Origin of the sequence: Neoaquamicrobium microcysteis, assembly GCF_008180155.1 — a bacterium.
Lineage (GTDB): Bacteria > Pseudomonadota > Alphaproteobacteria > Rhizobiales > Rhizobiaceae > Aerobium > Aerobium microcysteis.
This window is the reverse complement of the sequence record NZ_VSZS01000065.1, coordinates 43,258-69,085: the sequence shown is the minus strand read 5'-3', so window position 1 is coordinate 69,085 and position 25,828 is coordinate 43,258. Positions and strand designations below refer to the sequence as shown.

The 25,828-nt window shown below is 64.1% G+C and carries 22 protein-coding genes; 9 read left to right on the top strand and 13 right to left on the bottom strand.

The genetic code is table 11. The features are described from left to right. The first annotated feature begins 161 nt into the window (after positions 1-161). Positions 162-1,409 (top strand): M23 family metallopeptidase, encoded by a 1,248-nt coding sequence (locus tag FY036_RS15670; RefSeq protein ID WP_235897687.1) that lies wholly within the window; start codon positions 162-164, stop codon positions 1,407-1,409. Positions 1,410-1,540: 131 nt separating this feature from the next. On the opposite strand, the gene prfB is transcribed toward FY036_RS15670, so the two are convergent. The 3 genes from prfB to FY036_RS15655 form a co-directional block, all read right to left on the bottom strand. Continuing rightward, a protein-coding gene (gene prfB, locus FY036_RS15665; protein WP_148915692.1) for a peptide chain release factor 2 occupies positions 1,541-2,672 on the bottom strand; the annotation gives its coding sequence in 2 pieces (ribosomal slippage) (positions 1,541-2,605 and positions 2,607-2,672; 1,131 coding nt in all). A gap of 153 nt (positions 2,673-2,825) precedes the next feature. Continuing rightward, positions 2,826-5,294 carry a penicillin-binding protein 1A gene (locus FY036_RS15660; RefSeq protein ID WP_148915691.1) on the bottom strand — a complete coding sequence of 823 codons (2,469 nt, stop codon included), beginning with the start codon at positions 5,292-5,294 and terminating at the stop codon, positions 2,826-2,828. 197 nt (positions 5,295-5,491) lie between these two features. Further along, on the bottom strand, positions 5,492-6,748 hold the full coding sequence (locus tag FY036_RS15655; protein WP_148915690.1) for an N-acetylmuramoyl-L-alanine amidase: 1,257 nt from the start codon (positions 6,746-6,748) through the stop codon (positions 5,492-5,494). A gap of 604 nt (positions 6,749-7,352) precedes the next feature. On the opposite strand from FY036_RS15655, the gene FY036_RS15650 reads away from it, so the two are divergent. Continuing rightward, the gene (locus FY036_RS15650; protein WP_148915689.1) at positions 7,353-10,133 is read left to right on the top strand and encodes an Rne/Rng family ribonuclease; all 2,781 of its coding nucleotides are present in this window, start codon (positions 7,353-7,355) and stop codon (positions 10,131-10,133) included. A 63-nt stretch (positions 10,134-10,196) separates the two neighbouring features. Here the strand turns inward: FY036_RS15650 and FY036_RS15645 are convergent, their stop codons facing one another. Beyond that, positions 10,197-11,342 carry a pyridoxal phosphate-dependent aminotransferase gene (locus tag FY036_RS15645; protein ID WP_148915688.1) on the bottom strand — a complete coding sequence of 382 codons (1,146 nt, stop codon included), beginning with the start codon at positions 11,340-11,342 and terminating at the stop codon, positions 10,197-10,199. A gap of 126 nt (positions 11,343-11,468) precedes the next feature. Here FY036_RS15645 and FY036_RS15640 point away from each other — a divergent pair, with 126 nt between their 5' ends. From FY036_RS15640 to aat, 6 genes are all read left to right on the top strand, one after another. Further along, on the top strand, positions 11,469-12,857 hold the full coding sequence (locus tag FY036_RS15640; protein WP_148915687.1) for a M48 family metalloprotease: 1,389 nt from the start codon (positions 11,469-11,471) through the stop codon (positions 12,855-12,857). A 30-nt stretch (positions 12,858-12,887) separates the two neighbouring features. Further along, positions 12,888-13,682 (top strand): DsbA family protein, encoded by a 795-nt coding sequence (locus FY036_RS15635; RefSeq protein ID WP_148915686.1) that lies wholly within the window; start codon positions 12,888-12,890, stop codon positions 13,680-13,682. A gap of 125 nt (positions 13,683-13,807) precedes the next feature. Beyond that, positions 13,808-14,254, top strand: a complete 447-nt coding sequence (aroQ, locus tag FY036_RS15630) for a type II 3-dehydroquinate dehydratase (RefSeq protein ID WP_148915685.1) — start codon at positions 13,808-13,810, stop codon at positions 14,252-14,254. Between the two features lie 26 nt (positions 14,255-14,280). Beyond that, entirely contained in the window at positions 14,281-14,748 is a 468-nt protein-coding gene (accB, locus tag FY036_RS15625) for an acetyl-CoA carboxylase biotin carboxyl carrier protein (RefSeq protein ID WP_148915684.1), read from the top strand. Positions 14,749-14,763: 15 nt separating this feature from the next. Further along, on the top strand, positions 14,764-16,107 hold the full coding sequence (gene accC, locus FY036_RS15620; protein WP_148915683.1) for an acetyl-CoA carboxylase biotin carboxylase subunit: 1,344 nt from the start codon (positions 14,764-14,766) through the stop codon (positions 16,105-16,107). Between the two features lie 18 nt (positions 16,108-16,125). Next, positions 16,126-16,743, top strand: coding sequence for a leucyl/phenylalanyl-tRNA--protein transferase (gene aat / locus FY036_RS15615; protein WP_148915682.1), 618 nt, complete (start codon positions 16,126-16,128; stop codon positions 16,741-16,743). A gap of 3 nt (positions 16,744-16,746) precedes the next feature. On the opposite strand, the gene FY036_RS15610 is transcribed toward aat, so the two are convergent. From FY036_RS15610 to FY036_RS15590, 5 genes are all read right to left on the bottom strand, one after another. Next, positions 16,747-17,208, bottom strand: a complete 462-nt coding sequence (locus FY036_RS15610; protein ID WP_201744783.1) for a DUF2155 domain-containing protein — start codon at positions 17,206-17,208, stop codon at positions 16,747-16,749. A 91-nt stretch (positions 17,209-17,299) separates the two neighbouring features. Then, positions 17,300-17,698, bottom strand: a complete 399-nt coding sequence (locus tag FY036_RS15605; protein ID WP_148915681.1) for an NADH:ubiquinone oxidoreductase subunit NDUFA12 — start codon at positions 17,696-17,698, stop codon at positions 17,300-17,302. A gap of 127 nt (positions 17,699-17,825) precedes the next feature. Further along, positions 17,826-19,097, bottom strand: a complete 1,272-nt coding sequence (gene clpX / locus FY036_RS15600) for an ATP-dependent Clp protease ATP-binding subunit ClpX (protein ID WP_148915680.1) — start codon at positions 19,095-19,097, stop codon at positions 17,826-17,828. 295 nt (positions 19,098-19,392) lie between these two features. Then, entirely contained in the window at positions 19,393-20,025 is a 633-nt protein-coding gene (locus FY036_RS15595) for an ATP-dependent Clp protease proteolytic subunit (RefSeq protein ID WP_148915679.1), read from the bottom strand. A gap of 149 nt (positions 20,026-20,174) precedes the next feature. Next, positions 20,175-21,278 (bottom strand): NAD(P)/FAD-dependent oxidoreductase, encoded by a 1,104-nt coding sequence (locus FY036_RS15590; RefSeq protein WP_148915678.1) that lies wholly within the window; start codon positions 21,276-21,278, stop codon positions 20,175-20,177. 79 nt (positions 21,279-21,357) lie between these two features. On the opposite strand from FY036_RS15590, the gene FY036_RS15585 reads away from it, so the two are divergent. Further along, a complete protein-coding gene (locus FY036_RS15585; RefSeq protein ID WP_148915677.1) occupies positions 21,358-22,602 on the top strand; it encodes a cytochrome P450 in 1,245 nt (414 codons plus the stop codon). 494 nt (positions 22,603-23,096) lie between these two features. Here the strand turns inward: FY036_RS15585 and FY036_RS15580 are convergent, their stop codons facing one another. The 4 genes from FY036_RS15580 to FY036_RS15565 form a co-directional block, all read right to left on the bottom strand. Continuing rightward, entirely contained in the window at positions 23,097-23,447 is a 351-nt protein-coding gene (locus FY036_RS15580; RefSeq protein WP_148915676.1) for a cupin domain-containing protein, read from the bottom strand. Positions 23,448-23,451: 4 nt separating this feature from the next. Continuing rightward, positions 23,452-24,735, bottom strand: coding sequence for an O-acetylhomoserine aminocarboxypropyltransferase (locus FY036_RS15575; RefSeq protein WP_148915675.1), 1,284 nt, complete (start codon positions 24,733-24,735; stop codon positions 23,452-23,454). 141 nt (positions 24,736-24,876) lie between these two features. Further along, positions 24,877-25,398 (bottom strand): CoA-binding protein, encoded by a 522-nt coding sequence (locus tag FY036_RS15570; protein WP_148915674.1) that lies wholly within the window; start codon positions 25,396-25,398, stop codon positions 24,877-24,879. After that, the gene (locus FY036_RS15565) at positions 25,395-25,826 is read right to left on the bottom strand and encodes a VOC family protein (protein WP_148915944.1); all 432 of its coding nucleotides are present in this window, start codon (positions 25,824-25,826) and stop codon (positions 25,395-25,397) included. Before FY036_RS15565 ends, FY036_RS15570 begins: the two co-directional genes overlap by 4 nt. Between the last annotated feature and the right edge of the window lie 2 nt (positions 25,827-25,828).

Below are 25,828 nucleotides of genomic sequence, written 5' to 3'. Positions count from 1 at the left end.
AGCCCGCCGTTACTCGGCATAGCCTGCAAACAGCGAAAACGCCCCGGCAATCCGGGGCGTTTTTCTTTTTCCGGCACCATTTCGCGGCACCCTCAAAGCTTTGTTAACCCTAACGATGTGTAATCGCGGTCACAATCTTCATACGGTTTGGGTGTGTGTCCGTGACAGAATATCGACAGGCTTCGGCCTTCGGAAAGCGCAGGGAGCCGCATACGGTCATCATCGCACGCGGTGACGACATCCGGCATTTCACCATCAGGCCCTGGCTTGCCGCCTTCGTGGGCTCGGTGCTGGCAGCGATGGCCATCGGCTATCTGCTGGCCACGTCCTATCTCGTGCTGCGCGATGATCTGCTCGGCGCGACGGCGGCTCGTCAGGCCCGCATGCAGCAGGCATACGAAGACCGCATCTCCATGCTGCGCGCGCAGGTCGATCGCATCACCAGCCGCCAGATCCTCGACCAGCAACTCGTTGAAAGCAAAGTGTCCGAACTGCTTGCGCGGCAGTCGCAGCTCACCCAGCGCCACGGTCGCATCGGCCCTATCCTCGATCGCGTTAAGGGCGAAGCCGGCGGCCTGCCGGAATCAGCTCCCCTGCCCGCTTCCAAGCCAGAACTGCGCGCGGCCAATCAGCCCGTCATCTATGCCGACAGCTCTGCCGCATCGTTCTGGTCCAAACGGCCGGCGCCCAGCGGCCCCGAAACGGCGGCCGACAGGGCCGACCGGCTCTTCGTCGCCATCAACCAGTCGCTGCGCGCAATCGAATCGGAGCAGATGGACGGCATCGGCACCCTCACCGAAAACGCCTTCAAGACGGCCGACGAGATCGCTTCGGCGCTGGAGGCTGCGGGCCTCCCGGTGGATATCGATACCGACGACGAGGCTGTCGGCGGGCCCCTGCTGCCGATCGATGCCGGCATGATCTTCGAGGCGCGCGTGCGTGAGCTGGATGAGGCGCTGGAAAAGCTGGAAACGCTGAAGGCTATCGCAAAGGAAATGCCGATCCACAACCCGGCACCGGGCAAGCCCGTCACCAGCAGCTTCGGGGTGCGGCGCGACCCCATCATCAAGCGGCCGGCCATGCATGCCGGGATCGACTTCCGCGCGCCGACAGGCACCGAGATCAAGAGCGCCGGGGCAGGAAAGGTGATCAAGGCAGGATGGAACGGCGGCTATGGCCGCATGGTCGAGATTGACCACGGCAACGGCCTGACCACGCGATACGCCCATATGAGCCGCATCCGCGTCAGCCAGGGCGACACCGTCGATACCGGCGATGTCGTGGGTGAAGCAGGCTCGACCGGCCGCTCGACCGGCCCGCACCTGCACTACGAGGTGCGCCGCAACGGGACGGCAATCGATCCGCTGCGTTTTCTCAAGGCCGGAAAGGCCATCGGCAAGCTGCTATAGAGCGGGATGAGGAAGAGTGTGATGCGGCTTTGCGCCCGCATCCCGCTTCAGCTCTCTGGAATCGATCACGTTTACGAACTCAGGTCGAACCGACCTGAGTTCGTCGCGATCTAGACAGCCGCCGCGTCCCTTTAGTCGATATCGGCGATTTCCTGGCCTGCGCCGCCCTCGATGCGCTGCGACAGGGCAGCCTCCATGAACTCGTCGAGCTTGCCGTCGAGCACGTCCGACGGGCTGGTGCTTTCCACGCCGGTTCGCAAATCCTTGACGAGCTGGTAGGGCTGCAGGACATAAGACCGGATCTGGTGGCCCCAGCCGATATCGGTCTTGGAAGCCTCGGTCGCATTGGCGATCGCCTCGCGCTTCTTCAGCTCATCCTCATACAGGCGCGACCGCAGCATCTCCCACGCCTTGGCGCGGTTCTTGTGCTGTGAGCGCTCTGCCTGGCAGGCCACGACGATGCCGGTGGCGATGTGCGTGATGCGCACGGCCGAGTCGGTCGTGTTCACGTGCTGGCCGCCGGCGCCCGAGGCCCGGTAGGTGTCGATGCGAACATCGGATTCCGACACGTCGATCTGGATCGTGTCGTCGATGACGGGATAGACCCACGTGCTGGCGAAAGAGGTGTGCCGGCGGGCGTTCGAATCGTAGGGCGAGATGCGAACCAGGCGGTGCACGCCCGATTCCGTCTTGAGCCAGCCATAGGCGTTGTGGCCCTTGATGAGCACGGTGGCAGACTTGATGCCCGCTTCCTCGCCGTCGTGAACTTCCAGCACCTCGACCTTGAAACCGCGGCGCTCCGCCCAGCGGGTATACATGCGCAGCAGCATGTTGGCCCAGTCCTGGCTCTCGGTGCCCCCCGCGCCGGCATGCACTTCGAGGTAGCTATCGTTGGCATCCGCCTCGCCCGAAAGCAGCGTCTCGACCTGACGCGCCTGAACCTCGGCGCGCAGCGCGCGGATGGCCGCCTCGGCCTCAGAGACGACCGACTGGTCGCCTTCTTCCTCGCCGAGTTCGATGAGCTCGATGTTGTCGGTCAGCGCCTGGGTGATCTGCCTGACGGTCGCGATGCCGTCTTCCAGGCTCTGGCGCTCGCGCATCAGCTTCTGCGCTTCCTGCGGATCGTTCCAGAGGTCGCCGTCTTCGGCGCGCATGTTCAGGTAATCAAGTCGCTTCAGCGCCTGATCCCAGTCAAAGATGCCTCCTCAGCAGGCTTATGGCCTGCTTGATTTCGTCGACGAGATTCTCTGTTTCTGCGCGCATGGCGGCAAGATGTCCTGATGTTCGGGTGCTTGAATCGGCGCGGACCATAGGCACCGCACCACAGCCTGTAAAGGCAAAATGAAAGGCCGCCCGACGGTGTGTTCCGTCGGGCGGCCCTGTCTTTCGGCGGGCGAAAGCCTCGCCCCGGTGGTGTCAGTAAAGCCCGCCGCCGCCAGAGCTGATCGCCTCGCTGGCTTGCGGCGAGAGTTCGCGCGCGCGTTCCACCGCCTCGAAATCGTCCATGCCGATGACCCAGTAGCTGTCGGCAGGGCCGGTACCGGGCTTGAACGCCTCCATGATGGCGCCGCCGGCACCCTCGGCGGCGCGCATGCCGCTCTGGCGGTCCACGGCCACCATCTTCATGCCCTCCGGCACACGGAAGTCGACCGGCCGCGTATCCTTGAGCACCTCGGCCATGAACTCCTTGAAGATCGGGGCAGCAAGGCCGCCGCCCGTGGAACCCTTGCCCATCGGGGTAGGCCGGTCGTAGCCCATGTAGAGACCGACGACGAGGTCTGGCGTATAGCCGACGAACCAGGCGTCCTTTTCCTCGTTGGTGGTGCCGGTCTTGCCGGCAATGGGACGGCCGAGCTCGGCAATCGTGGTGGCGGTGCCGCGCTGGACTACGCCTTCCATCATCGACGTGATCTGGTAGGCGGTCATCGGATCGAGCACCTGTTCGGCATTGTCGACCAGTTCCGGCTCGCTCTGGCCTTCCCACGCAGCAGCGTTGCAGCCTTCGCAGCCTCGCTGGTCGTGCTTGAACACGGTCTTGCCGTAGCGGTCCTGAATACGGTCGATCAGCGAAGGCACGATATGCTTGCCGCCATTGGCCATGATGGAATAGGCCGAAACCATCCGCATCACCGTCGTCTCGCCGGAGCCCAGCGACATGGCCAGCACAGGCAGCATCTTGTCGTAGACGCCGAAGCGCTCCGCGTACTCCGCCACGAGGTTCATGCCCATGTCGTTGGCAAGACGCACCGTCATCAGGTTACGCGAACGCTCGATGCCGGCGCGCAACGTGGATGGTCCGGCGGATCCACCGCCATAGTTCTTGGGCTCCCACACCTGGTTGCCGACCCGTATGCTGACCGGCGCGTCGAGCACCACGGATGCGGGCGTATAGCCGTTGTCGAGTGCGGCGGCGTAGACGATCGGCTTGAAGGACGAGCCCGGCTGGCGGAAGGCCTGCGTGGCGCGATTGAATTCCGACTGCGAGTATGAGAACCCGCCGACCATGGCGAGCACGCGACCGGTGTGCGGGTCCATCGCCACCATGCCGCCGGAGACCTCGGGCACCTGCCGCAGCTGCCAGCCCGCCTCGGCATCCTCGCCGGCGGTTTCCACCTTCTCGACGAAAACCACGTCGCCGGTCTTCAGCACTTCGGCCGGCGAATCGGCCTTCAATCGTCTGCCGTCGACGGTGTGGCGCAATGCCCAGTTCATGTTCTGCTTGGAAACGACAGCGGTTTCGCGTTCCTCGACGAGTTCTCCGGATGCCTGCCTGCCCGGCTGCAACCCGACCTGAAGCCCCTCGCCCGACGCTTCGAGCACCACGGCCAACCGCCATTCCGGCACGTCGGTCAGACGCTCGACCTCGCCCAGCGGTACGCCCCAGTCACTGCCCAGTTCGATCGTGGTCACGGGGCCGCGATAGCCGCGCAGCGTGTCGTATTTCAGCAGGCCATGCTGCAGCGCCCGCCGCGCCTTGACCTGCATGTCGGGGTCGAGCGTGGTGCGGACCGACAGGCCGCCTTCATAAAGAGCGTCCTCGCCATAGCGTGCGATGATCGCGCGGCGAACTTCCTCGGTGAAGTATTCGCCGGCGAACAGATAGGTGCCACCGCGCCGCGGCGTGACGCCGAGCGGGAGGGCCTTCTGCTTCTCCGCCTCGTCAGGCTCGACGTAACCGTTGGCGACCATCTGGTCGATCACCCAGTTGCGCCGCTCGATGGCGCGGTCGGTGTGGCGGAACGGATGATAGTTGGACGGGCCCTTGGGAAGGGCGGCAAGGTAGGCCACTTCGGCGACGGTGAGCTCGTTGACCGACTTGTCGAAATAGGTGAGCGCGGCGCCGGCGATGCCGTATGCGCCAAGACCGAAGAAAATCTCGTTCAGGTAGAGTTCGAGGATGCGGTCCTTCGAATAGGCCTGCTCGATGCGGAACGAGAGGATCATCTCGCGCACCTTGCGGTCGTAGGTCACGCTCGAATCAAGAAGGAAGTTCTTCGCCACCTGCTGCGTGATGGTCGATGCGCCGACCGGGCGGCGGCCGGAGCCCACATTCTGCACGTTGGTGACGACCGCGCGCACCAGGCTCATCGCGTCGATGCCGGGGTGGGTGTAGAAGTTCTTGTCTTCGGCGGATAGGAACGCCGCCTTCACGCGGTCGGGCACGGCCTGGATGGGGAGATAGAGGCGACGCTCGCGTGCGAACTCGCCCATCAGCGCGCCATCGGAAGCGTGGACACGCGTGGTGACCGGGGGCTCGTAGCGCGCCAGCACCTCGTAATCAGGCAAATCCTTGGCGACGGCGCCAAGATAGATAGCCACGCCCGCCGCTGCCACGAGCGCAAGCGCGACGCCGACGCCAAAAAAGTATCCGATAAGCCTTATCATGCCCACTCCAGTCTGCGGATCGAAGGTCTACGCCATCGCCACGCCCTGCAGGCTATAGCCGCGCTTCGTTCCGGTCGCCTTCCTTCTCATTCGCCCTTGTGGGCAAATTGCGGCAGCAGGAAAGCGTCGCCGCGCGATTCTTCAATTAAAACACTAGCTGTTGTGCGTATGCAACGAAAGCCCGCAATGCCGCCAGCCTACCCGCCCGCGCCCTGCCGCGCCGCCGCGAACAGATCGATTGCCTGCACGATGCCTTCGGCGGCCTTGGAGCGCCATTCGGGGTCGCGCAGAAGTTGCTCGTCATCGGCGTTGGAAAGATAGCCCAGTTCCAGGAGCACCGAGGGCACATCGGGGGCACGCAGGACGCGGAAGCCCGCGAAACGGTGCGGGTTCTTGTTTATCATCTGGATGGATGAGGACAGTTCGCCTACCAGCGAGCGCGCAAACCTGATCGAGAAGCTCTGCGTTTCACGGCGGATAAGGTCTGCCAGAATGTCGGCGACCTCCTGGCTGTCGTTTTCGACGGAGATGCCGGCGACCTCGTCGGCAAGGTTCTCGCGGATGGCCTTGGCGGCCGCCTCGGCGTCGGACGCCTTGTCGGCGACGGTGTAGACGGTGGCACCGCGCACACCGTTGAGGCGAATCGCATCGGCATGGATGGAGATGAGCAAATCGGCTTCCTGCTGGCGCGCGATGCGCACGCGCTCATCGAGGCGCAGGAAGAGGTCGCGGTCGCGCGTCAGAAACACGTCGTAATTGCCGCCGTCGCGAAGTTTCTTCTGAAGCTCCAGCGCGAACGCCAGCGTTATCGTCTTCTCCAGCGTGCCCGAAACGCCCTTGGCTCCGGTGTCGATGCCGCCGTGGCCGGCATCGATCATCACGCGGAACCGGCGTGCGCGAGGGTCTGCGACCTGCCCTACACGATCCGCCTTCGGAGTGGTCTGAGTGGCGCCGGTGGCCTCGATCTGCTCGGCCATCGCCGCCTCGAACGCCGCTTCGGACCCGGCGACGATGTCGGCCACGAGGCGATATCCCTGTGCCGATTCGTTCTCCAGTATGTCGAGTTTCTCGATCTCGAACGGGCCATCGAAGGAAAGGATCACGCGCGAGCGGCCCTGGTCGAGGTTGCCGTATCGAACATCGGTGACCATGCCGCGCGGCTCGAGTTCAGCCTCGTCGAAACCAAAGGCCGCTTCCGGCAAATCCACGACCATGCGATGCGGGCCGCGCAGCAGGAACCAGCGAATGTCGGGCTCCCTGTCGAAGTGGATCACGATGCGCGTGCGCGCAGCATCTCCGGCCATCTTGTAGCCGTGCGCCTGAAGATGCCCTTCGCCGCGCGCCGGCGACATGCCGCAAAGGATGCAGACCAGCATCGCAAGCAGCAGGCCCAGAAGGCCAGCGACGCCGTACGGCGCGCCCAGGCTGCTGGTTGGATGAGACTGCCGCTGCATTTTTTCCTGTACTGAAAGAGAGGCCGACGACCGGGCAATTAAGGATTGGTAACGGCGTATGGTTAAGCAACTCTTTAATGAATGTCCCGCGAGGCAGTATCGAATCGCGGTGCGAAATCGGGGTTGCCATGACCTGTTGCAAATCATAAAAGCGGGCTTGGATCACTGCAATGCCTGTGATCGTTCCAGCCTGCCGCCTACCCCTTGCCTTGGCAGCAACGGCGTTATGGCGGCTGATGGCCCGACCGGTCCCGGCGCAGATGTTTCCGACGAATTTCTTCAGGGTATTTCCGGTGACGCGGAACCCCTGGCGTGAGGAAAACGGCCGGGCGAACGCCCTGCCGGCTCTGTACGAGCACACTAGCTGGTCCGTCCTGTCGGACCTTGGTTCAAAATGGTTCCGCATGTAACGCGATGATCGAAAGCCTGACCATGTTCCAGCCCGGAAAAAACCGCGCCGTCTCGGCCGCGGCCGGAGCGGACGGTCGGCTACGGATGCGCATTGCGGACACACTATTATCCGGCGCAGCTGCCAGAACGTCGCAAAGGAGCCGCGTGATTTCGCGGTTGCCGTCGTCTGCCCGCGCCGGGGAGACAAGACATAATGCCCAACAAAATGCTTATAGATGCCTCCCACCCGGAGGAAACGCGGGTCGTTGTCGTTCGCGGTAACCGTATCGAAGAATTCGATTTCGAATCCCAGGACAAGAAGCAGCTCAAAGGCAACATCTATCTGGCCCGCGTCACGCGGGTAGAGCCTTCGCTGCAGGCCGCATTCGTCGAATATGGCGGCAACCGCCACGGCTTCCTGGCCTTCTCGGAAATCCACCCCGACTACTACCAGATCCCGGTGGCCGACCGGCAGGCGCTGCTGCGCGCCGAGGCCGAGGATGCCCGTTCGGAGGAAGAAGACGAGGACGGTGAAGAGAAGGGCCGCGGGCGCCGCCGCCGTCGCGGAAGCCGCAATCGCGGCAAGGCGACCGACGAGCGCAAGGCCTCCGACGAAAACGGCGACAGCGCAACCGATGAGGATGTGGCGGAAGATGTAAGCGATGACGGGGGCGAGGACGATGCCGCACCCCGCGCCATTGCCGAATCAGTCGAGGCCGAAGTCATTTCCGAAGATGCGCCGGAAGATGCCGAACGCCAGGCGACTTCTGACGACGAAGACACCAATAGCGGCAATGGCGATGACGGCGAAGTCGAATCGGTCGGCGCCGAGGACGCGCTGGAGGAAATCCGCGAGCGCCGTCGTACCCCGCGCCGTCAGTACAAGATCCAGGAAGTCATAAAGCGCCGTCAGATCCTGCTGGTGCAGGTGGTCAAGGAAGAGCGCGGCAACAAGGGCGCAGCGCTGACCACCTACCTGTCGCTGGCTGGCCGCTATTCCGTTCTCATGCCCAACACGGCGCGCGGCGGCGGCATTTCGCGCAAGATCACCAACGCGCAGGACCGCAAGCGCCTCAAGGACGTCGTCAAGGACCTCGAAGTACCGCAGGGCATGGGCGTGATCCTGCGCACCGCCGGCGAAAGCCGCACCAAGGCCGAGATCAAGCGCGACTACGAATATCTGATGCGCCTGTGGGACAATGTGCGCACGCTGACGCTGCAGTCCGCGGCACCTGCCCTCGTCTACGAGGAAGGCTCGCTCATCAAGCGCTCGGTGCGCGACCTCTACAACAAGGACATCGACGAAATCCTCGTCGCGGGCGAAGACGGCTATCGCGAAGCCAAGGACTTCATGCGCATGCTGATGCCCAGCCATGCGAAAGTCGTGCAGCCATATCGCGATACGTCGCCGATCTTTGCGCGCAACGGCATCGAGGCGCAGCTGGACAAGATGCTGCAGCCACAGGTGACCTTGAAGTCTGGCGGCTACATCATCATCAACCAGACCGAGGCGCTGGTCGCGATCGACGTCAACTCGGGTCGTTCCACCAAGGAACACTCGATCGAGGACACCGCGCTCCAGACCAATCTGGAAGCGGCAGAGGAAGTCGCGCGCCAGCTTCGCCTGCGCGACCTTGCCGGCCTCATCGTCATCGACTTCATCGACATGGAGGAGAACCGGAACAACCGGTCGGTCGAGAAGCGGCTCAAGGATCACCTCAAGAACGACCGGGCACGCATCCAGGTCGGCCGCATCTCGCATTTCGGCCTTCTGGAGATGTCGCGCCAGCGCATCCGCGCATCGGTGCTCGAATCGACCATGCAGCCCTGCCCCCATTGCGGCGGTACGGGCCATGTGCGATCCGAATCGTCGGTGGCGCTGCATGTCGTGCGCGCGATCGAGGAGTTCCTGCTCAAGGACTCGCGCAACCACATCACGGTTCGCACCCCGACATCGACGGCGATCTACGTGCTCAACCACAAGCGCGCGACGCTGACCGAGCTCGAGAACCGCTTTGGCCTGACCATTTCGGTTGAAGCCGACGAGAGCGTGCGTTCGCAGCACTACGCGATCTTCAAGGGCGCGCCTGCCGAGCGTCCGGCCTCGTTCACTCCGCCCGCTCCGACCGTCTATCCGGAGGAAGAGGAAGAGGACATCGTCGATGTTATCGTTGACGAAGAGGAGGAAGAAGCGCCCGTGGCCGCCGCGCCGGTCGAACGGCGCTCCGACGAACAGGGCGAAGGCCGCAAGCGCAAGCGCCGCAGGCGCCGGCGTGGCGGACGCGACAGGGATCGCGAGCAGCCGGCTGCGGCGACTGCCGACGCACAGGCCGAGAATGTCTCCGATTCGTCCGGCGAGGCTGAGGCCTCCGACGACGCGGACGAGCGCACCGACGCGGCGCAAGCCGACGGCGACAGCGAGAGCCAGGCAAAGAAGCGGCGGCGCGGCAAGCGCGGCGGCAGACGCAACCGCCGCGACGAAGCGGAGGAAAATGCGGTCGAGGCCGAGGCTTCCGGCGCCGAAACGGATGCTCCGGTAGCGGAAACCGCGGACCAGGCCGCGATGGAAGCGATCGAAGAGACCCCCGCTGCCGCAGAACCAGCCCCGACGAGCGAGCCCGAGCCTGAAAAGGCAAAGAAGAAGCCCGCTCGCCGGACGTCGAAGAAGGCGAAGGCCGCCGAACCGGAAGTCGCCGAGGCTGCTGCCGATCTTGCAGCCGAACCGGCAGGGGACGCTGCTGCGGAACCTGCCAAGGCCAAGCCAAAGCGGGCACCGCGCAAGAAAGCCGCCCCGAAGGCCGCAGCGGAAGAATCCGCCGCCGAAACCGTCGCGGAGCCCGTGTCGGCACCGGCTGCCGACGAAAACGCGGTGGTTGAAGCACCCGCGCCAAAGGCTGAGAAGAAGCCGTCCGAGCCCGTGGTCACTTCCAACGCCGCGGTCGAGGAAGAAAAGCCCCGCAAGGGCGGCTGGTGGCAGCGGAAGGGCTTCTTCTAAGCTTTTCAGCGACTCCAAGTGAACTGGAAACCGGCGCTTGCGCCGGTTTCTTCACATCAGGCCCTATAGCCAGCCCCGAAGCCGCTCGATTGCCGTGGTCACGTCTGCCTCGCTGCCGGCGTAGGACAGGCGCAGGTATCTGTGGCCTTCAACCGGGTCGAAATCGAGCCCCGGTGTCGCTGCGACGTGGCACTCCGCCAGCAGCTTCCTTGCGAAATCCATGCTGTCGTTCGTATGCCGCGACACATCGCAATAAGCATAGAATGCCCCGTCCATCGGCGCTGCCAAGGGCAGGCCCAGCGTCGGCAGCGCTTCGGCGAGGAGTTTCCGGTTCACGCGATAGCGGTCCTTCACGCGTTCGAGCTCGTCGCCGGCGTCGAAGGCATGGATCGCACCGATCTGCGAAATTTCGGGCGCCGAGATGTAAAGGCTCTGCGCCAGCCGCTCCACCGGCCTGACAAGGTTCTCCGGCAGCACCATCCAGCCGATCCGCCAGCCGGTCATGCAATAGTATTTCGAGAAGGAGTTTATAACCGTCACGTCGTCGCCCAGCGACAGCGCGGTCATGTCGGGCGCGGAATAGGCGAGCCGGTGATAGATCTCGTCGGAAATCACCGTGATACCCATCTCGCGCGCGGCCTCGACCAGCCCGCGCAACGCATCGTCGGGGATGATGGCGCCGGTCGGGTTGGCGGGACTTGCAAACAGCAGCCCCTTCAGCGGCTTGGCCCGGTGGGCTTGTTCGAGAAGCTCGGCGGTCAGCGAGCCATCCCCGTCCAGCCTGATCTCGACCACTTCGAGGCCGAGGGCGGCAAGAACGTTGCGGTAGGCCGGATAGCCGGGCGCGGTGATCGCCACCCGGTCGCCGGCGTCGAACATGGCGAGAAATGCGAGGTTGAAACCCGCCGAGGAACCGGTCGTGACCGCGATCCGCGACGACGGCACATCGACAGAGTAGTGATCGGCGTAATGCGCGCTGATTGCGGCTCGCAGATCGGCCAGCCCAAGCGAATCGGTGTAGCCGATGCGTCCTGTGTAAACGGCCGCCGCCGCCGCCTCGCGCACCTTCCGAGGCGCCGGATCGGAAGGCTGGCCGACGGCAAGCGACACGACCGGGTGGCCCTTCGCCTTCAGCAGGTTGGCTTGCGCCAGAACGTCCATGGCGTGAAACGGCTCTACTGCGCTGCGTCGTGAAATGGCTGCCGCCATGGCTTTTCCTCGTACGGGGTATTGGAATGCGCCGCACAAATGCCGGAAAGATGTGGGGATCACAAGTTCATGAATTCGTCGCCTGCGCCTTTTCAGCGCTTGTGAGGTCGGTTACCTGTGGCAACCATGTCGTCCATCCTTTCACGCGCCTTTGCGGTGCGCCTGTTCGCGGCGGCCGCGTTGACCGTGCCGACGATCGTGCAGACCACGCTTCCGACGGCCGCCCAGCAGCGCGGCGTGTCGGTCGTGCGCGATGCGGAAATCGAGGCGGCGGTTCGCGACTATGCACGCCCCGTGCTTGAAGCCGCAGGGCTCGGGCGCTCGGGCATCGAGATCGTGCTGGTCAACGATCCTTCCTTCAATGCCTTCGTCGCGGGCCGACGCATCTTCATCAACACCGGCGCGCTGTTGATGGCGGAGACCCCCAACGAGATCATCGGCGTGCTGGCGCACGAAGCCGGTCACATCGCCGGCGGCCACCAGCAGCGGCTGCGCGAGCAGCTTGGCCGGGCGCAGACGATGGCCGTGATCGCGACGGTGCTCGGCGTCGGTGCCGCCGTTGCAGGGTCAGCGGCCGGCGCCCAGGGGCTTTCGCAATCGGCTGCGGGATTGATGACCGGCGGCATGGAGGCCGCCCGACGCTCGCTTCTGAGCTACCAGCGCACGGAAGAGATAACCGCCGACCGCTCTGCGATAACCTATCTGGAACGCAGCGGGCAGTCGGCGCAGGGCATGCTCAAGACCTTCGAGCGCCTGGCGGGGTCGATGGCGCTAGCAGGCGTTCGCGTCGATCCCTACCAGATCAGCCATCCCATGCCGCGCGAGCGCATCGCCAACCTCGAGGAGCTTGCGCGCAAGAGCCAGTACTTCAACCGGCAGGATCCGCCCGCGCTCCAGCAGCGGCATGACATGATCCGCGCCAAGATCGCGGCCTACACGCAGGGCCACGCCGCCGCGACGCGGCTTTTCCGCGATAACCCGCGCAGTGCGGCCGCGCTCTATGCCGATGCGATCGGGACGTTTCTCGCCGGCAACTCGCGCGCGGCCGTCGGCAAGATGGACGCTCTTGTGCGTGCAGGACCGAACAACCCGTATTTCCATGAGATGCGCGGCGAAATCCTGATCAAGGCCGGCCGCCCCGCCGAGGCCGCCCAGTCGTTCGCCACCGCCATGCGGCTCGATCCCAACCGGTCGGGCATCATCCAGATCGGCTACGGACAGGCGCTGATGGCGACCGGCACGCAGGAGAACCTGCGCAAGGCCGTGGTGGAGCTGCAGACCGGGTTGTCACGCGAGAAGGAATACGGCACAGGCTATCGCTATCTCGCGCAGGCCCATGCCCAGCTCGGCGATGTCGCGCAGGCGGAGCTTGCCACGGCGGACGGGCACTTCTATTCCGGCAACTATCGCGACGCGAAAATCTTTGCAGCGCGCGCCCAGCAGAAGCTGCCCAACGGTTCGCCCGGCTGGCTGCGCGCTCAGGACATCATCAATTACCGGCAGCCGGGCCGCTGATCCGACGGCGCCACAAAGAGGGACGCAGACATGGGCAAGACAATCGCTATCGCCGTTGCAGGCGCAACGCTTTCCATAGCCATGCTGGCCTTCGGCTATGTCGCAGGCAGCGCCACGCATGCGCCCGCCGCGCAGGGCAACGTGGCTTCGCAAGCCACCGCTGCGCCGTCCGATCTGGACATGGCGGTGCGGGGCTACCTGCTGGCCAACCCGGAAATCCTCACCGAGATGCAGATCGCTCTGGAGGAGCGTGAGCGCGACCTGCAGCGCGTGGCGCAGATGGAGACGATCAGCACGTCGGCCGACGAAATCTTCAACGCCGACTATGACGGCGTAATCGGCAACCCCGAAGGCAGCGTCACCATCGTCGAGTTCTTCGATTACAATTGCGGCTTCTGCAAGCGCGCCATGGATGACATGGATGCGATGGTGGCGGCCGATCCCGACCTGCGCTTCGTGTTGAAGGAACTGCCCATCCTCGGCCCCGATTCCCAGAAGGCGCATGTGGTGTCGATGGCGCTTCGAGCGCTGGCGCCGGAGAAGTATGGCGACTTCCATCGCGACCTGATGTCGGGCGGGCGGGCGACCGAGGATGCCGCGATACTGGCCGCCCTGGCGCAAGGGGTGGACGAGACGGCATTGCGCGAGGAGATGAAGAACCCCGCCATCTCGGACGCGTTCGGCCGGACCTATGAACTCGCCAACCGGCTGTCCATAACCGGCACGCCCTCCTATGTGATCGGCGACGAGGTGGTGTTCGGCGCGCTCGGCCAGGCCGTGCTTGCCGAGAAGGTGGAGATCGCGCGCGCCGCAAACGGCACGTGATCCTCGCGCCGGCGACGAGAGAAACGCGGCCAACCCTGTTGTGGACATGAAAAGAACGCACTTGCGCTCTTTCCGACACCGTCTATGCCCATTATAGAGGTGCGCGGCGCGCAGGAACCCATTTCATGTCCAGCATCATCTATGTCTTGAACGGCCCGAACCTGAACATGCTCGGCAAGCGTGAGCCCGGCATCTATGGCGGCAAGACGCTGGAGATGATTTCGGAGGATTGCCGCGAGGCAGGAACAAAGCTCGGCATCGAGGTGGACTTCCGCCAATCGAACCACGAAGGCGTGCTGGTGGACTGGATACAGGAAGCCGGCAACAAGGCGCAGGGCATCATCATCAACCCCGGCGCCTACAGCCACACCTCAATTGCCATTCACGACGCGATCCGCGCGGTGCAGCCGCTGCCGGTGGCCGAAGTGCATCTTTCAAACATCCATGCGCGCGAGGAGTTCCGGCACCATTCCTGGGTGTCTGCGGTCGCCACGGGCATGATCTGCGGCTTCGGCCCGCAGGGCTACATCATGGCGCTGCACGGGCTCTCTGCCCGGATCCAGGCTGCATAAGAAGAAGGGTAAGGGATAAAACTCCGATGTCGACAAAGAAAACCGGTGTTGACCAGCAGCTCATTCGCGATCTCGCGAGCATTCTCGATGAAACGAACCTCACCGAGATCGAGGTAGAGCAGGAAGATCTGCGCATCCGTGTTTCGCGCAGCCCTGCCCCGGTGCAGACTTATGCCGCGCCCGCGGCAGCCGCCCCCGCAGCACCGGTCGCTGCCGCGGCTGCCCCGCAGGGCTCTTCCGCGCCGGCTGCCGACAATTCCAAGAACGCCGTTCCCTCGCCGATGGTCGGCACGGCCTATCTGGCCGCCGCCCCTGGCGCTAAGCCCTTCATCGAAGTCGGCCAGAAGATCAAGGAAGGCCAGACGCTCCTCATCATCGAGGCGATGAAGACGATGAACCAGATCCCCTCGCCGCGTTCGGGCACCGTCACCGCCATCCTTTTCGAGGATGCGCAGCCGGTCGAATATGGCGAGCCTCTGGTCGTGATCGAATAGGCCGGGATCAGGAGGATGTTCCAGAAAATCCTGATCGCCAATCGCGGTGAAATCGCGCTTCGCGTGCTGCGCGCCTGCCGGGAGCTCGGCATTCAGACCGTCGCCGTCCATTCGACTGCCGACGCCGAGGCGATGCATGTGCGGCTGGCCGACGAAAGCGTCTGCATAGGCCCCCCGCCCTCTCGCGAGAGCTACCTCAACATCCACCAGATCGTCGCAGCATGCGAGATCACGGGCGCGGACGCCATCCATCCGGGCTACGGTTTCCTGTCGGAAAACGCCAAGTTCGCGGACATCCTGGCGGCCCACAACATCACCTTCATCGGCCCGTCGGGCGACCATATCCGCATCATGGGCGACAAGATCGAGGCCAAGCGCACGGCCAAGCGCCTCGGCATTCCGGTCGTGCCCGGCTCGGAAGGTGCGGTGTCGGACGAGAAGGACGCGCTGCGCATCGCGGCCGAGATCGGCTACCCGGTCATCATCAAGGCCTCGGCCGGCGGCGGCGGACGCGGCATGAAGGTGGCGCGCACCGAGGACGACCTGCTGGTCGCCCTTGCCACGGCCCGCACGGAGGCTGGAGCAGCATTCGGCGACGACGCGGTCTATATAGAAAAGTATCTCGAGAAGCCGCGCCACATCGAGGTGCAGATCGTCGGCGACGGCAACGGCAAGGCGATCCACCTCGGCGAACGTGACTGCTCGCTGCAGCGCCGCCACCAGAAGGTCTGGGAAGAGGCCAATTCGCCCGCCCTCAATGCCGAAGCGCGCGCGAAGATCGGCGAAATCTGCGCCAACGCGGTGGCCGATCTCGGCTATTCGGGCGCCGGCACGATCGAATTCCTGTACGAGAACGGCGAATTCTATTTCATCGAGATGAACACGCGCCTGCAGGTCGAGCATCCGGTGACCGAGGCGATCACGGGTATCGACCTCGTGCACGAGCAGATCCGTGTCGCTTCGGGCGGTGGGCTTTCGGTCACGCAGGACGAGGTACGCTTCCACGGCCACGCGATCGAGTGCCGCATCAACGCAGAGGACGCGAGGACCTTCGTCCCCTCGCCCGGCACCATCACGCATTTCCACACGCCGGGCGGCCTCGGCATCCGCGTCGATTCGGGCGTCTATTCCGGCTACCGCATTCCGCCCTACTACGACAGCCTGATTGGCAAGCTGATCGTGCACGGTCGCAACCGCGTCGAATGCATGATGCGCCTGCGCCGTGCGCTGGACGAATTCGTCGTGGACGGGATCAACACAACCCTGCCGCTTTTCCGCGATCTTGTCGGCAATATCGACGTAGCCAATGGCGACTACGACATCCACTGGCTGGAAAAGCATCTGGCCAAAGCGGAGTAGGCTGGAACCGGGAGCGAGATGAGCCGACCTTTCGCGCCAGGTCAACGCATCCCGACGGACCTGCTGCTGCGTGCCTACGCATCGGGCGTCTTTCCGATGGCGGAAAGCGCCGACGACCCGGAAATCTTCTGGGTACGGCCGGAGACGCGCGGCATCATCCCGCTGGACGGGTTCCACGCCCCCAGAAGTCTCATGAAGACGGTGCGGCAAGGCGCCTTCGACATCCGGTTCGACACGGATTTCGAAGGCGTCATCGACGGCTGTGCCGAGGCACGCGCGGGACGCCGCTCAACCTGGATCAACGAGCCCATACGTGAAGCCTACACGGCCCTGTTCGAGCAGGGGCACTGTCACACGATCGAGGCGTGGCGCGAGGGGGAACTTGTCGGCGGGCTGTACGGCGTGACGCTGGGACGGGCGTTCTTCGGCGAGAGCATGTTCTCACGCGAGACGGATGCCTCGAAGGTTTGCCTCGTCCATCTGGTTGCGCGGCTGATCGAGCGCGGCTTCGTTCTGCTCGACACGCAGTTCACCACCGAGCACCTCAAGCGCTTCGGCGCTGTCGACGTACCGCGGGGCAAATATGAAGTTCTGCTCGAGGAAGCGCTTGCGGGCGAAGCGCGGTTTGCGGACTGAGGATCAGCCGCCGGCCGCTTCGGGAGCCGGCACGTCCGATTCCTGCTTGCAGCTCTTCAGCCACACATCGTAGACCGCGTGCTCCACGGCGTTGAGACCGGGGCTTTCGGCAAACATCCAGCCGGTGAAAATGCGCCTGATCTTGCGGTCCAGCGTGATCTCGTCGACCTCGACGAATGAATCGGTCTTGGGCTCCTCCGTATCGGGAGCCGAATAGCAGACGCGCGGCGTGACCTGCAAAGCGCCGAACTGTACCGTCTCGTCGATATACACGTCGAAAGTGATGATGCGGCCGGTGATCTTGTCCACGCCGGTGAACTCGGCGACCGAATTCGTCACACGCTGCGCGGCGGCAGGCGCGGAGGCCGCGATCAGGGCTGCCAGCGCGAGGCCACAGCCAGCCAGCCGTCTCGCGGCTGCCCGCCGGGGCTTATCTTTCTTCTCGGTGTTGCAGTCGTTGCCCATGCGGCGGCGCGATCCGTTTTCCTAGGGAGAAAGCCACTCGTTAAGGGACAATTGTGGCGAGAAGTGTCCTGTTTCGCGCCTTGCGCAACGATCAGGAACCGGGCGTCCAAGCGTCGTAGTCGCCAGTCACGCGCGGGCGTTCCTCGTTCGTCAGCACGGAGCCTCGCGGGCGATACGCTGCTGCCGAGCCGGTCAGGTTCGTCTGATGCGACTTCTCCCACTCGTGGGCAACATAGTTCTCGGCGCTGGGCGCGACATCGGTGCGGTGATGCATCCACCCGTGCCAGCCGGGTGGGATGGCGGACGCTTCGGCATAACCGTTGTAGATAACCCAGCGCTTCGGGCGACCGTCGCTGTCCTTGCCGCCTTCGTAATAGGTGTTGCCGAACTCGTCGGTGCCCACCTTTTTGCCGCTTCGCCATGTGAAGAAGCGCGTGCCGAGAGTCTGGCCGTTCCACCAGGTAAAGAACTGCGTGAAAAAGGTCTTCATCGATTCCTCTGGCAGGGGTCGGTTGCCGTCCGCACGCTTATGGCGCTGTCCGTGGCGGTTGGCAAGCGCTGCGGCAACAGGGCGGCGGAGAACCCCACAACGCCCTGTCAGCTGCTGCGGCGAGGCCTCAGGCGCTCGCCGCGCTGCCCTTTTCCTTCTCGGCGTAGATGTAGAGCGGGCGGGCGTTGCCGGACACGACCTCGTCGGAGATCACGACTTCCTGCACGCCTTCCAGCGCCGGCAGCTCGAACATCGTGTCGAGCAGGATCGCTTCCATGATCGAACGAAGGCCGCGTGCGCCAGTCTTGCGCTCGATGGCCTTCTTGGCGATGGCCGACAGCGCGCTCTCGTGGAATGTCAACTCCACGTTCTCCATCTCGAACAGGCGCTGATACTGCTTCACAAGCGCGTTCTTGGGCTCGGTAAGGATCTGGATGAGCGCAGGCTCGTCGAGGTCTTCCAGCGTCGCCAGGACGGGCAGGCGGCCGACGAACTCGGGAATCAGGCCGAACTTCAGCAGATCTTCCGGCTCGACCTGACGGAACAGGTCACCGGTGCGGCGATCTTCCGGCGAAGCGACCGTCGCGCCGAAGCCGATCGAGGTCTTGCGGCCACGGTCGGAGATGATCCGGTCGAGGCCAGCGAACGCGCCGCCGCAGATGAACAGGATGTTGGCCGTGTCCACCTGCAGGAACTCCTGCTGCGGGTGCTTGCGACCGCCCTGTGGCGGCACGGAAGCCACCGTGCCTTCCATGATCTTGAGCAGTGCCTGCTGCACGCCCTCGCCCGACACGTCGCGGGTGATCGACGGATTGTCCGACTTGCGGGAAATCTTGTCGATCTCGTCGATGTAGACGATGCCGCGCTGGGCGCGCTCGACATTGTAGTCGGCCGACTGCAGCAGCTTGAGGATGATGTTCTCGACGTCCTCGCCGACATAGCCCGCTTCGGTAAGCGTGGTGGCGTCGGCCATGGTGAAAGGCACGTCGATTATGCGCGCCAGCGTCTGGGCGAGCAGCGTCTTGCCGCAGCCCGTCGGGCCGATCAGCAGGATGTTGGACTTCGCCAACTCGACATCGTTGTTCTTGCCGGCGTGCGCGAGGCGCTTGTAGTGGTTGTGCACCGCCACCGACAGCACGCGCTTGGCGTAGGGCTGGCCGATCACGTAGTCGTCCAGAACCGCCAGGATCTCCTGCGGGGTGGGGACGCCCTCGCGCGACTTCACCATCGAGGATTTGTTCTCCTCGCGGATGATGTCCATGCACAGTTCGACGCATTCATCGCAGATGAATACGGTCGGCCCCGCGATCAGCTTGCGGACCTCGTGCTGGCTCTTGCCGCAGAACGAGCAATACAGCGTGTTCTTCGAGTCGCCGCCACTATTGCTGACCTTGCTCATGCTATCCAAACCCTTTCGGCTCTGCCCGAACCATACCACGATGTACGATCCGGGGGCACAACACTATGGCGGGAACGCGTCCCTGCCAATGCCAATGGCTCATTGAAACCGTTCCGCACAGAAAACAACCCGGAGCCGGCCACGGCGACACGCGAATCCCTTGGAAAGGCTAAGCCGCCGAAGCTCAACAGAGGCTTAACGTAGGGTGTCACCCTTCCCGAGGGAACAGCAAATTGTGACCGAAATGGCGCAGCACGCGTCAAAAATGCGTGGGATTCGTACTGCGCCGGCTGGATCACGAAGCGGTCGGTCCTTCGATCGTCTCACGGCTGGAGATGACCCTGTCGATAAGGCCGAACTCCTTCGCCTCCTCCGAGGTCATGAAATGGTCGCGGTCGAGCGTCCGTTCGATGATCTCGTAGTCCTTGCCGGTGTGCTTTACATACACTTCGTTGAGGCGACGCTTCAGTTTGATAATGTCCTGGGCGTGACGCTCGATGTCGGAAGCCTGGCCGGAGAAACCGCCGGACGGCTGATGCACCATGATGCGCGCGTTGGGCGTCGCGAAGCGCATGTCCTTGTGGCCGGCGCACAGCAGCAGCGAGCCCATGGAAGCGGCCTGCCCGATGCACAGCGTCGAGACGGCCGGCTTGATGAACTGCATGGTGTCGTAGATCGCCATGCCCGAGGTGACCACGCCGCCGGGCGAGTTGATGTAGAGGTTGATTTCCTTCTTCGGATTCTCGGCCTCGAGGAAGAGGAGCTGGGCGCACACCAAGGTCGCCATGCCGTCCTCGACCGGGCCGGTGATGAAGATGATGCGTTCCTTCAGCAGGCGCGAGAAGATGTCGTAGGCGCGCTCGCCGCGGTTCGTCTGCTCGACCACCATCGGCACGAGGTTCATGTAGGTTTCGACGGGGTCTCTCATAGTATCCCTTCCAGATGGGAATCAGCGGGCCCGACGGCCAGAATCGTGATTGTCGGTTCCCTGTTAGATAGGATGCCGGCTTTGCCTTGCGCAAGCCCGTCGGCACGCCAAGGTAAACGCCCCCGGCGCCCAGCCGCGCTGACGCAGGGTCAGATTTGTTCGGCCTGCAACCAGCGCTTGAGACAGCGTGTGTCGCCATCCTCCACCGCTTGCGCCACACGCCGGCCGACGGCTGCGCCGAACTTGTAGCCGTGCCCCGAACAGGCCGAGACGACGAGGCATTTGCCGCGCTCCGAGGCGAAGAAGCGCTCGTCGTCGGTGAAGGTGTACGCGCAGGTGACGACCTCGCGGACGACGTATTCCGATATGCGCGCGATGGGCGGCGAAAACAGGTTCAAAATGGCATCGCCCTCACCCGGCGCGGGCACGCGGTCCATGTCGGCGTCGGGCTGCGCGCGCTTGTGCAGGCCGGAGCCGAACTTGAGCCCGCCCTCGCCCGAGCGGGGAATGATGTAGCCGTCGGTGGCGCCGCCGACATCGAGTATCACCGGCGCAGCCTCCCAGGCTTCGGACAGGTCGGCCGGCGGCTCGAGGTAGACGACGGCGGTGCGATAGGTCGTCAGCTCGGACGCGAGATCGGGGAACAGCTTGGTCACCCAGGCGCCGGCCGCAACGACGATGCGGTCAGCCTCGATTCGCTCGCCATCGGCCAGTTCGACGACGCCGGCGGCGCAATCCACCGACGCCACTCGCGTATGCTCACGCACGTCTGCGCCATTGGCGCGCAGCCATTCGCCAATTCCCGCCGCGATGCGACGGCAGTGCAGCGCGCCACCTTCCGGCGAGTGAAACGCATAGCGGATGCCGGCGGCATCCAGAAACGGCCAGCGGCGGGCGGCTTCCGCAGCATCGAAAACCTCTATCGGCCAGCCGCCCTGCTCCATGCCTTCGCGGTAGCGCTCGGCATCGTCGCCCGGCTCGCGCGACACGCATAGAAAGCCCCGCGCATCATAATGGCTCTGGCCCAGATCCCGCCAGAGTTCGTCCCACGCGTGGTAGGCCTCGGTTATGGCGCGGCCGTAACCGCTGTCCAGCCCATAGGCACGGCGGATGATGCGGTGATGGTCACCCGATGCGGCGAGCGGATTGGGTATAGGCCCCTGCTCCAGAAGCGAAACGTGATGCCCTCGCCTGGTCAGCGCCCAGGCCGTTGAAAGCCCGGCTATCCCGGCGCCGACCGCAATCACCTTCATCGCCAACCCCCTCAGATCGCTGTTGAGGTGTCACAATACGGGCTGGAAGCGGGGGTGCAAGTCGAGCTATGCACCCGTCATGGACAAACCTGCCTATCTGGAATTCGATCCCGACAGCCGCAGCGTGCGGCTCGACCCGCACGAGGCCAGCTTCGTGCAGGACCCCTATCCGGCCTACGCGTTTCTTCACGCCTCCTGCCCCGTGTTCTTCTGGGAGAATTTCGGGCTCTGGTGTCTGGCCGGATACGACGAGGTCAACCGCACCTTCCGCGACCGGCGTTTCGGGCGCGAGCGGCCCGGCGGATATATGGCGAACGTGCTGGCGACGGGGGACCGCTCGCATCTGGCCGATTTCGACCGCGCCGAGGCGGGTTCGATGCTGGAACTGGAGCCACCCGTCCACACGCGCCTGCGAACGCTGGTCAACCGGGCCTTCGTCTCGCGGCAGGTGGAGCGGCTGCGCCCACGCGCCGAGAGACTGGCGCACGAACTGATCGACCGTTTCGAACGGGATGGCGAAGCAGACCTCATACCGGATTTCGCGACCCCGCTTCCCGCCACCATCATCGCCGAGATGATGGGCCTGCCGGCCGAGACGGGGCCGCAGCTCGTGGCGTGGTCGAACGACATGGTGCGCATGTACATGCACGCCCCGACGCGCGAAATCGCGGAGCAGGCAAACGCATCGGCAAGGGCGTTCTCCGCGTTCATCCGCCATCACGCCGAGGAGCGGCGCAGGACCCCCGGCGACGACCTGCTGAGCGTACTGACGGCCGCGCACGAGAGCGGTGAGAAACTGTCGGAAGACGAGCTGGTTTCGTCCGCGATCCTGCTTTTGAACGCCGGCCACGAGGCAACCGTGCATCAGACCGGCAATGCCATCCGGGCTATTCTTTGGCAGGGCGGCGACCCGCGCCGCTTCTTCTCAACGCCCGAGGCGACCGCGGCGACGGTGGAAGAGTGCCTGCGTTTCGACGCTCCCCTGCACATGTTCACCCGCTACGCATACGAGGACGTCGAGATCGCGCCCGGTATCCAGTTGCGTTCGGGCGAGCAGGTGGCGCTTCTGCTCGGCGCCGCCAACAACGATCCGGCGGCATTCGAGCTGCCGCGCGAGTTCAACCCTTCTCGCGCAGACCAGAAGAACGTCTCGTTCGGCGCCGGCATCCATTTCTGCATCGGGGCGCCACTGGCACGGCTTGAGATGCAGGCGGCCCTCAAGGTGCTGTTCGAGCGCCTGCCCGCCATCAGGCTTGCCGAAGAGCCGCGCTATCGCGACATCTATCACTTTCACGGGCTGGAGCGGCTTGTCTGCCGCTGGTGACGACCGTCGCGCCAAAACAAGGAAAGCACCGGGATCGCTCCCAGTGCCTCCCTGTTCAGATCAGGGTCTCGTTGTGGACGCGCCTCGAAGAGACGAAACCGCATCGAATCCTGTTTCTGACGGTGGCCGCGGGACATGCGCGCCTTCGAAGAAGGTCTGCTTTCCCGGACCTGCCTCTCCCGACCCCTAAGAGCCGTTTTCGGCATACCATCGAAGGACTTACCCGGCCTTCATGGCAGCATCGGTCCGCCTGTAGCGTTCCAGACCGCTGTCAGCGGTTCCGCTGGACTTCCGGCTTCGCCCTTGCCGCGGGTTTTACCCCGTAGCCCGACCGGGCCGGTGCGGTCCCAGTGATCCTTTGGCTTGTTCCCGCTGTCCGAGCGGGGCCGTCAGGCATCTGAGATGTCCTCAATTTACGGCCCTGCCCTTGCGTAAGCAATGCGGCGCAGCCTGTGGACAATGTGGATATGGGGGATTACGCAGCGGAAAGTCGCTCAGACCCGGATCACATATTCCTTGCGCGTCGTCTCCACCACTTCCCACGTGCCCTTGAAGCCTGGGCGGAGCACGAAGCTGTCGCCCGCCTTGAGCGTGTGCGCCTCGCCGGCTTCCTCGGCTACGATGGAGACGCCTGAAAGGATGTGACAGAACTCCCACTCGTCATATTCGATGCGCCATTTGCCGGGTGTTGCTTCCCAGATGCCGGCATAGAGGCCGCCATCGGCCTCCTCGACATTCCAGGTCCGGAACTTCGGATCACCAGCGATCAGCCGATCCGGCGCGGGAGCACCCTCCTCCGGCTCGCTCCCCGCAACCGATACACCGACGAAGCGACTGACATACATGGCATCACACCTTGGCCAGGGCCTGATCGAGGTCGGCGATGATGTCGGCGACGTCCTCGATGCCGACTGAAAGGCGGATCACGTCGGCGCCCGCTCCTGCCGCTGTCTTCTGCTCGTCGGAGAGCTGGCGGTGGGTGGTGGACGCGGGATGAATGATGAGCGACTTCGTATCGCCGATATTGGCCAGATGCGAGAACAGCTCGACGCCCTCGACCACCTTTACGCCGGCGTCGAACCCGCCCTTGAGGCCGAAGGTGAACACCGCTCCTGCCCCGTTGGGCGAGTATTTCTGCTGAAGCGCATGATTCGGGTCGGATTCCAGGCCGGGATAAGACACCCAGGCGACCTTGTCGTGCTTCGTCAGCCATTCAGCGACCTTGAGCGCGTTGTCGCAATGGCGCTGCATGCGCAGCGGCAGCGTCTCCAGTCCCGTCGCGATGAGGAAAGCGTTGAACGGCGATATAGCAGGGCCGAAATCGCGCAGGCCCAGCACCCGGCAGGCGATCGCAAAGGCGAAATTGCCGAAGGTCTCGTGCAGGACCAGCCCGCCATACTCAGGGCGCGGCTGCGACAGCATCGGGTAGTTGCCCGATTTCGACCAGTCGAAGGTGCCGCCATCCACGACGATACCGCCCATGGAGTTGCCGTGGCCGCCGATGAACTTCGTCAGCGAGTGGACGACGATGTCCGCACCGTGCTCTATCGGCCGCAGCAGATAGGGGCTCGCCATCGTGTTGTCGACGATCAGCGGCAGGCCGTGCTTGCGGGCTATCTCGCCGATCTTCTCGATATCCACGAAGGTGCCGCCCGGATTGGCGAGGCTTTCGATGAAGATGGCGCGGGTATTGCCATCGATCTGGTCTTCAAAGGTCGACGGATCGTCCGTGTCGGCCCAGCGGACCTCCCAGCCGAAATTCTTGAAGGCATGGCCGAACTGGTTGATCGAGCCACCATAGAGCTTCCTTGCAGCAACGAAATTCTCGCCCGGCCGCATCAGCGTGTGAAACACGAGCAGCTGCGCGCCATGGCCTGACGACGTGGCGACGGCCGCAGTGCCGCCCTCCAGCGCTGCAACGCGCTCCTCCAGAACCGCCTGCGTGGGGTTCATGATGCGGGTGTAGATGTTGCCGAACGCCTTGAGGCCGAACAGGGAGGCGGCATGATCGACATCGTCGAACACATAGGCCGTGGTCTGGTAGATCGGCGTGGCGCGCGCGCCGGTTGCTGGATCGGGCTGGGCGCCCGCGTGGATGGCGAGCGTGTTGAAGCCGGGTGCGCGCTGTGACATCGATTTCCTCCTGAAGTTTCAAGGTCGCGGCATTGTTCGCAAACGCTGCGAACAAAGGCAAAGAGGATTTTTCTCTCCGGAACGCCCAGTGCGGCGGCGCACGGGGCCCGCGCACACAATCCGTAGAATAGATTTCCAGCGCTACCTCTGCCTTATGCCGAAGCTCTGGAATCCCTGCCGCATGACCGGCTTCTTCGACGATATGACGCGGCTGTTGACGCCGTTCCAGCCGATTTCGCCCGCAAGGCGCGCATACTCGATCTTGGGGCAGCGGTTCATCACGACATCAATGCCGGCTGCCTCGGCTTTGGCCGCGGCCTCGTCGTGGCGCACCGTCAGTTGCATCCAGATCGCCCTGGGCAGCGGGTCGAGCGCCAGCACCTCATCGACGATGGCGGGCACGGCTGCCGAGGCGCGAAATATGTCCACCATGTCGATCGGCTCGGGAACGTCCGCCAGCCGCGCATAGGTCATGCGCCCCAGGATTTCCTTGCCGGCATGGCCGGGATTAATCGGAAAGACGGTATAGCCCTTGTCGATCAGATATTTGGTCACAAAAAAGGAAGGTCGAACGTCGTTGGCCGAAGCGCCGACGATGGCGATGGCCTTAACCGTGTTGAGGATGCCTGCGATGTAGGAATTGTCGTAAACGTCGTGGTTCATTCAGGCAGCGAGATACGCCCTTCTGCGTCGATCGGAAAGTCGGGGTTCCAGGCAACTTCCCACAGGTTGCCCTCCGTGTCTGCGAAATAGCCCTGAATGCCGCCCCAGAAGGCCTGCTGGGCCGGTTTCAGCACGAGACCGCCGGCTTCCGCGGCGCTCTGGATTATTTCTGCCACCTCGTCAGGCGACCGGGTGTTGTAGGCGAGCGCGATGCCGGAGAAGGATCGTTCGAGAAGCCCGGGGTCGAACCCCGCATCCTTTGCGAGTTCCTCGCGCGGCCAGAGCGCGAGAATCAGCCCGCCCATCTGGAAGAACGCCACGCCATCGGTGAACTTCCGGTGCCGCTGAAGCCCGAGCGCTTCGTAGAACGCGGTTGCACGGTCGAGGTTTTCGACCGCGAGCGTCACGATCGATATGCGTGGCTCCATGC

Excerpts from the sequence above, each read along its gene's own strand:
- accB (WP_148915684.1), top strand. The coding sequence starts at position 14,281 with ATGTCGACAAAGAAAACCGGTGTTGACCAGCAGCTCATTCGCGATCTC.
- FY036_RS15575 (WP_148915675.1), bottom strand. The coding sequence starts at position 24,735 with ATGTCACAGCGCGCACCCGGCTTCAACACGCTCGCCATCCACGCGGGC.
- FY036_RS15565 (WP_148915944.1), bottom strand. The coding sequence starts at position 25,826 with ATGGAGCCACGCATATCGATCGTGACGCTCGCGGTCGAAAACCTCGAC.
- aat (WP_148915682.1), top strand. The coding sequence starts at position 16,126 with ATGAGCCGACCTTTCGCGCCAGGTCAACGCATCCCGACGGACCTGCTG.
- accC (WP_148915683.1), top strand. The coding sequence starts at position 14,764 with ATGTTCCAGAAAATCCTGATCGCCAATCGCGGTGAAATCGCGCTTCGC.
- FY036_RS15605 (WP_148915681.1), bottom strand. The coding sequence starts at position 17,698 with ATGAAGACCTTTTTCACGCAGTTCTTTACCTGGTGGAACGGCCAGACT.
- FY036_RS15585 (WP_148915677.1), top strand. The coding sequence starts at position 21,358 with ATGGACAAACCTGCCTATCTGGAATTCGATCCCGACAGCCGCAGCGTG.
- FY036_RS15645 (WP_148915688.1), bottom strand. The coding sequence starts at position 11,342 with ATGGCGGCAGCCATTTCACGACGCAGCGCAGTAGAGCCGTTTCACGCC.
- FY036_RS15590 (WP_148915678.1), bottom strand. The coding sequence starts at position 21,278 with ATGAAGGTGATTGCGGTCGGCGCCGGGATAGCCGGGCTTTCAACGGCC.
- clpX (WP_148915680.1), bottom strand. The coding sequence starts at position 19,097 with ATGAGCAAGGTCAGCAATAGTGGCGGCGACTCGAAGAACACGCTGTAT.
- FY036_RS15595 (WP_148915679.1), bottom strand. The coding sequence starts at position 20,025 with ATGAGAGACCCCGTCGAAACCTACATGAACCTCGTGCCGATGGTGGTC.
- FY036_RS15640 (WP_148915687.1), top strand. The coding sequence starts at position 11,469 with ATGTCGTCCATCCTTTCACGCGCCTTTGCGGTGCGCCTGTTCGCGGCG.
- FY036_RS15610 (WP_201744783.1), bottom strand. The coding sequence starts at position 17,208 with ATGGGCAACGACTGCAACACCGAGAAGAAAGATAAGCCCCGGCGGGCA.
- aroQ (WP_148915685.1), top strand. The coding sequence starts at position 13,808 with ATGTCCAGCATCATCTATGTCTTGAACGGCCCGAACCTGAACATGCTC.
- FY036_RS15635 (WP_148915686.1), top strand. The coding sequence starts at position 12,888 with ATGGGCAAGACAATCGCTATCGCCGTTGCAGGCGCAACGCTTTCCATA.
- FY036_RS15570 (WP_148915674.1), bottom strand. The coding sequence starts at position 25,398 with ATGAACCACGACGTTTACGACAATTCCTACATCGCAGGCATCCTCAAC.
- FY036_RS15660 (WP_148915691.1), bottom strand. The coding sequence starts at position 5,294 with ATGATAAGGCTTATCGGATACTTTTTTGGCGTCGGCGTCGCGCTTGCG.
- FY036_RS15655 (WP_148915690.1), bottom strand. The coding sequence starts at position 6,748 with ATGCAGCGGCAGTCTCATCCAACCAGCAGCCTGGGCGCGCCGTACGGC.
- FY036_RS15580 (WP_148915676.1), bottom strand. The coding sequence starts at position 23,447 with ATGTATGTCAGTCGCTTCGTCGGTGTATCGGTTGCGGGGAGCGAGCCG.
- FY036_RS15650 (WP_148915689.1), top strand. The coding sequence starts at position 7,353 with ATGCCCAACAAAATGCTTATAGATGCCTCCCACCCGGAGGAAACGCGG.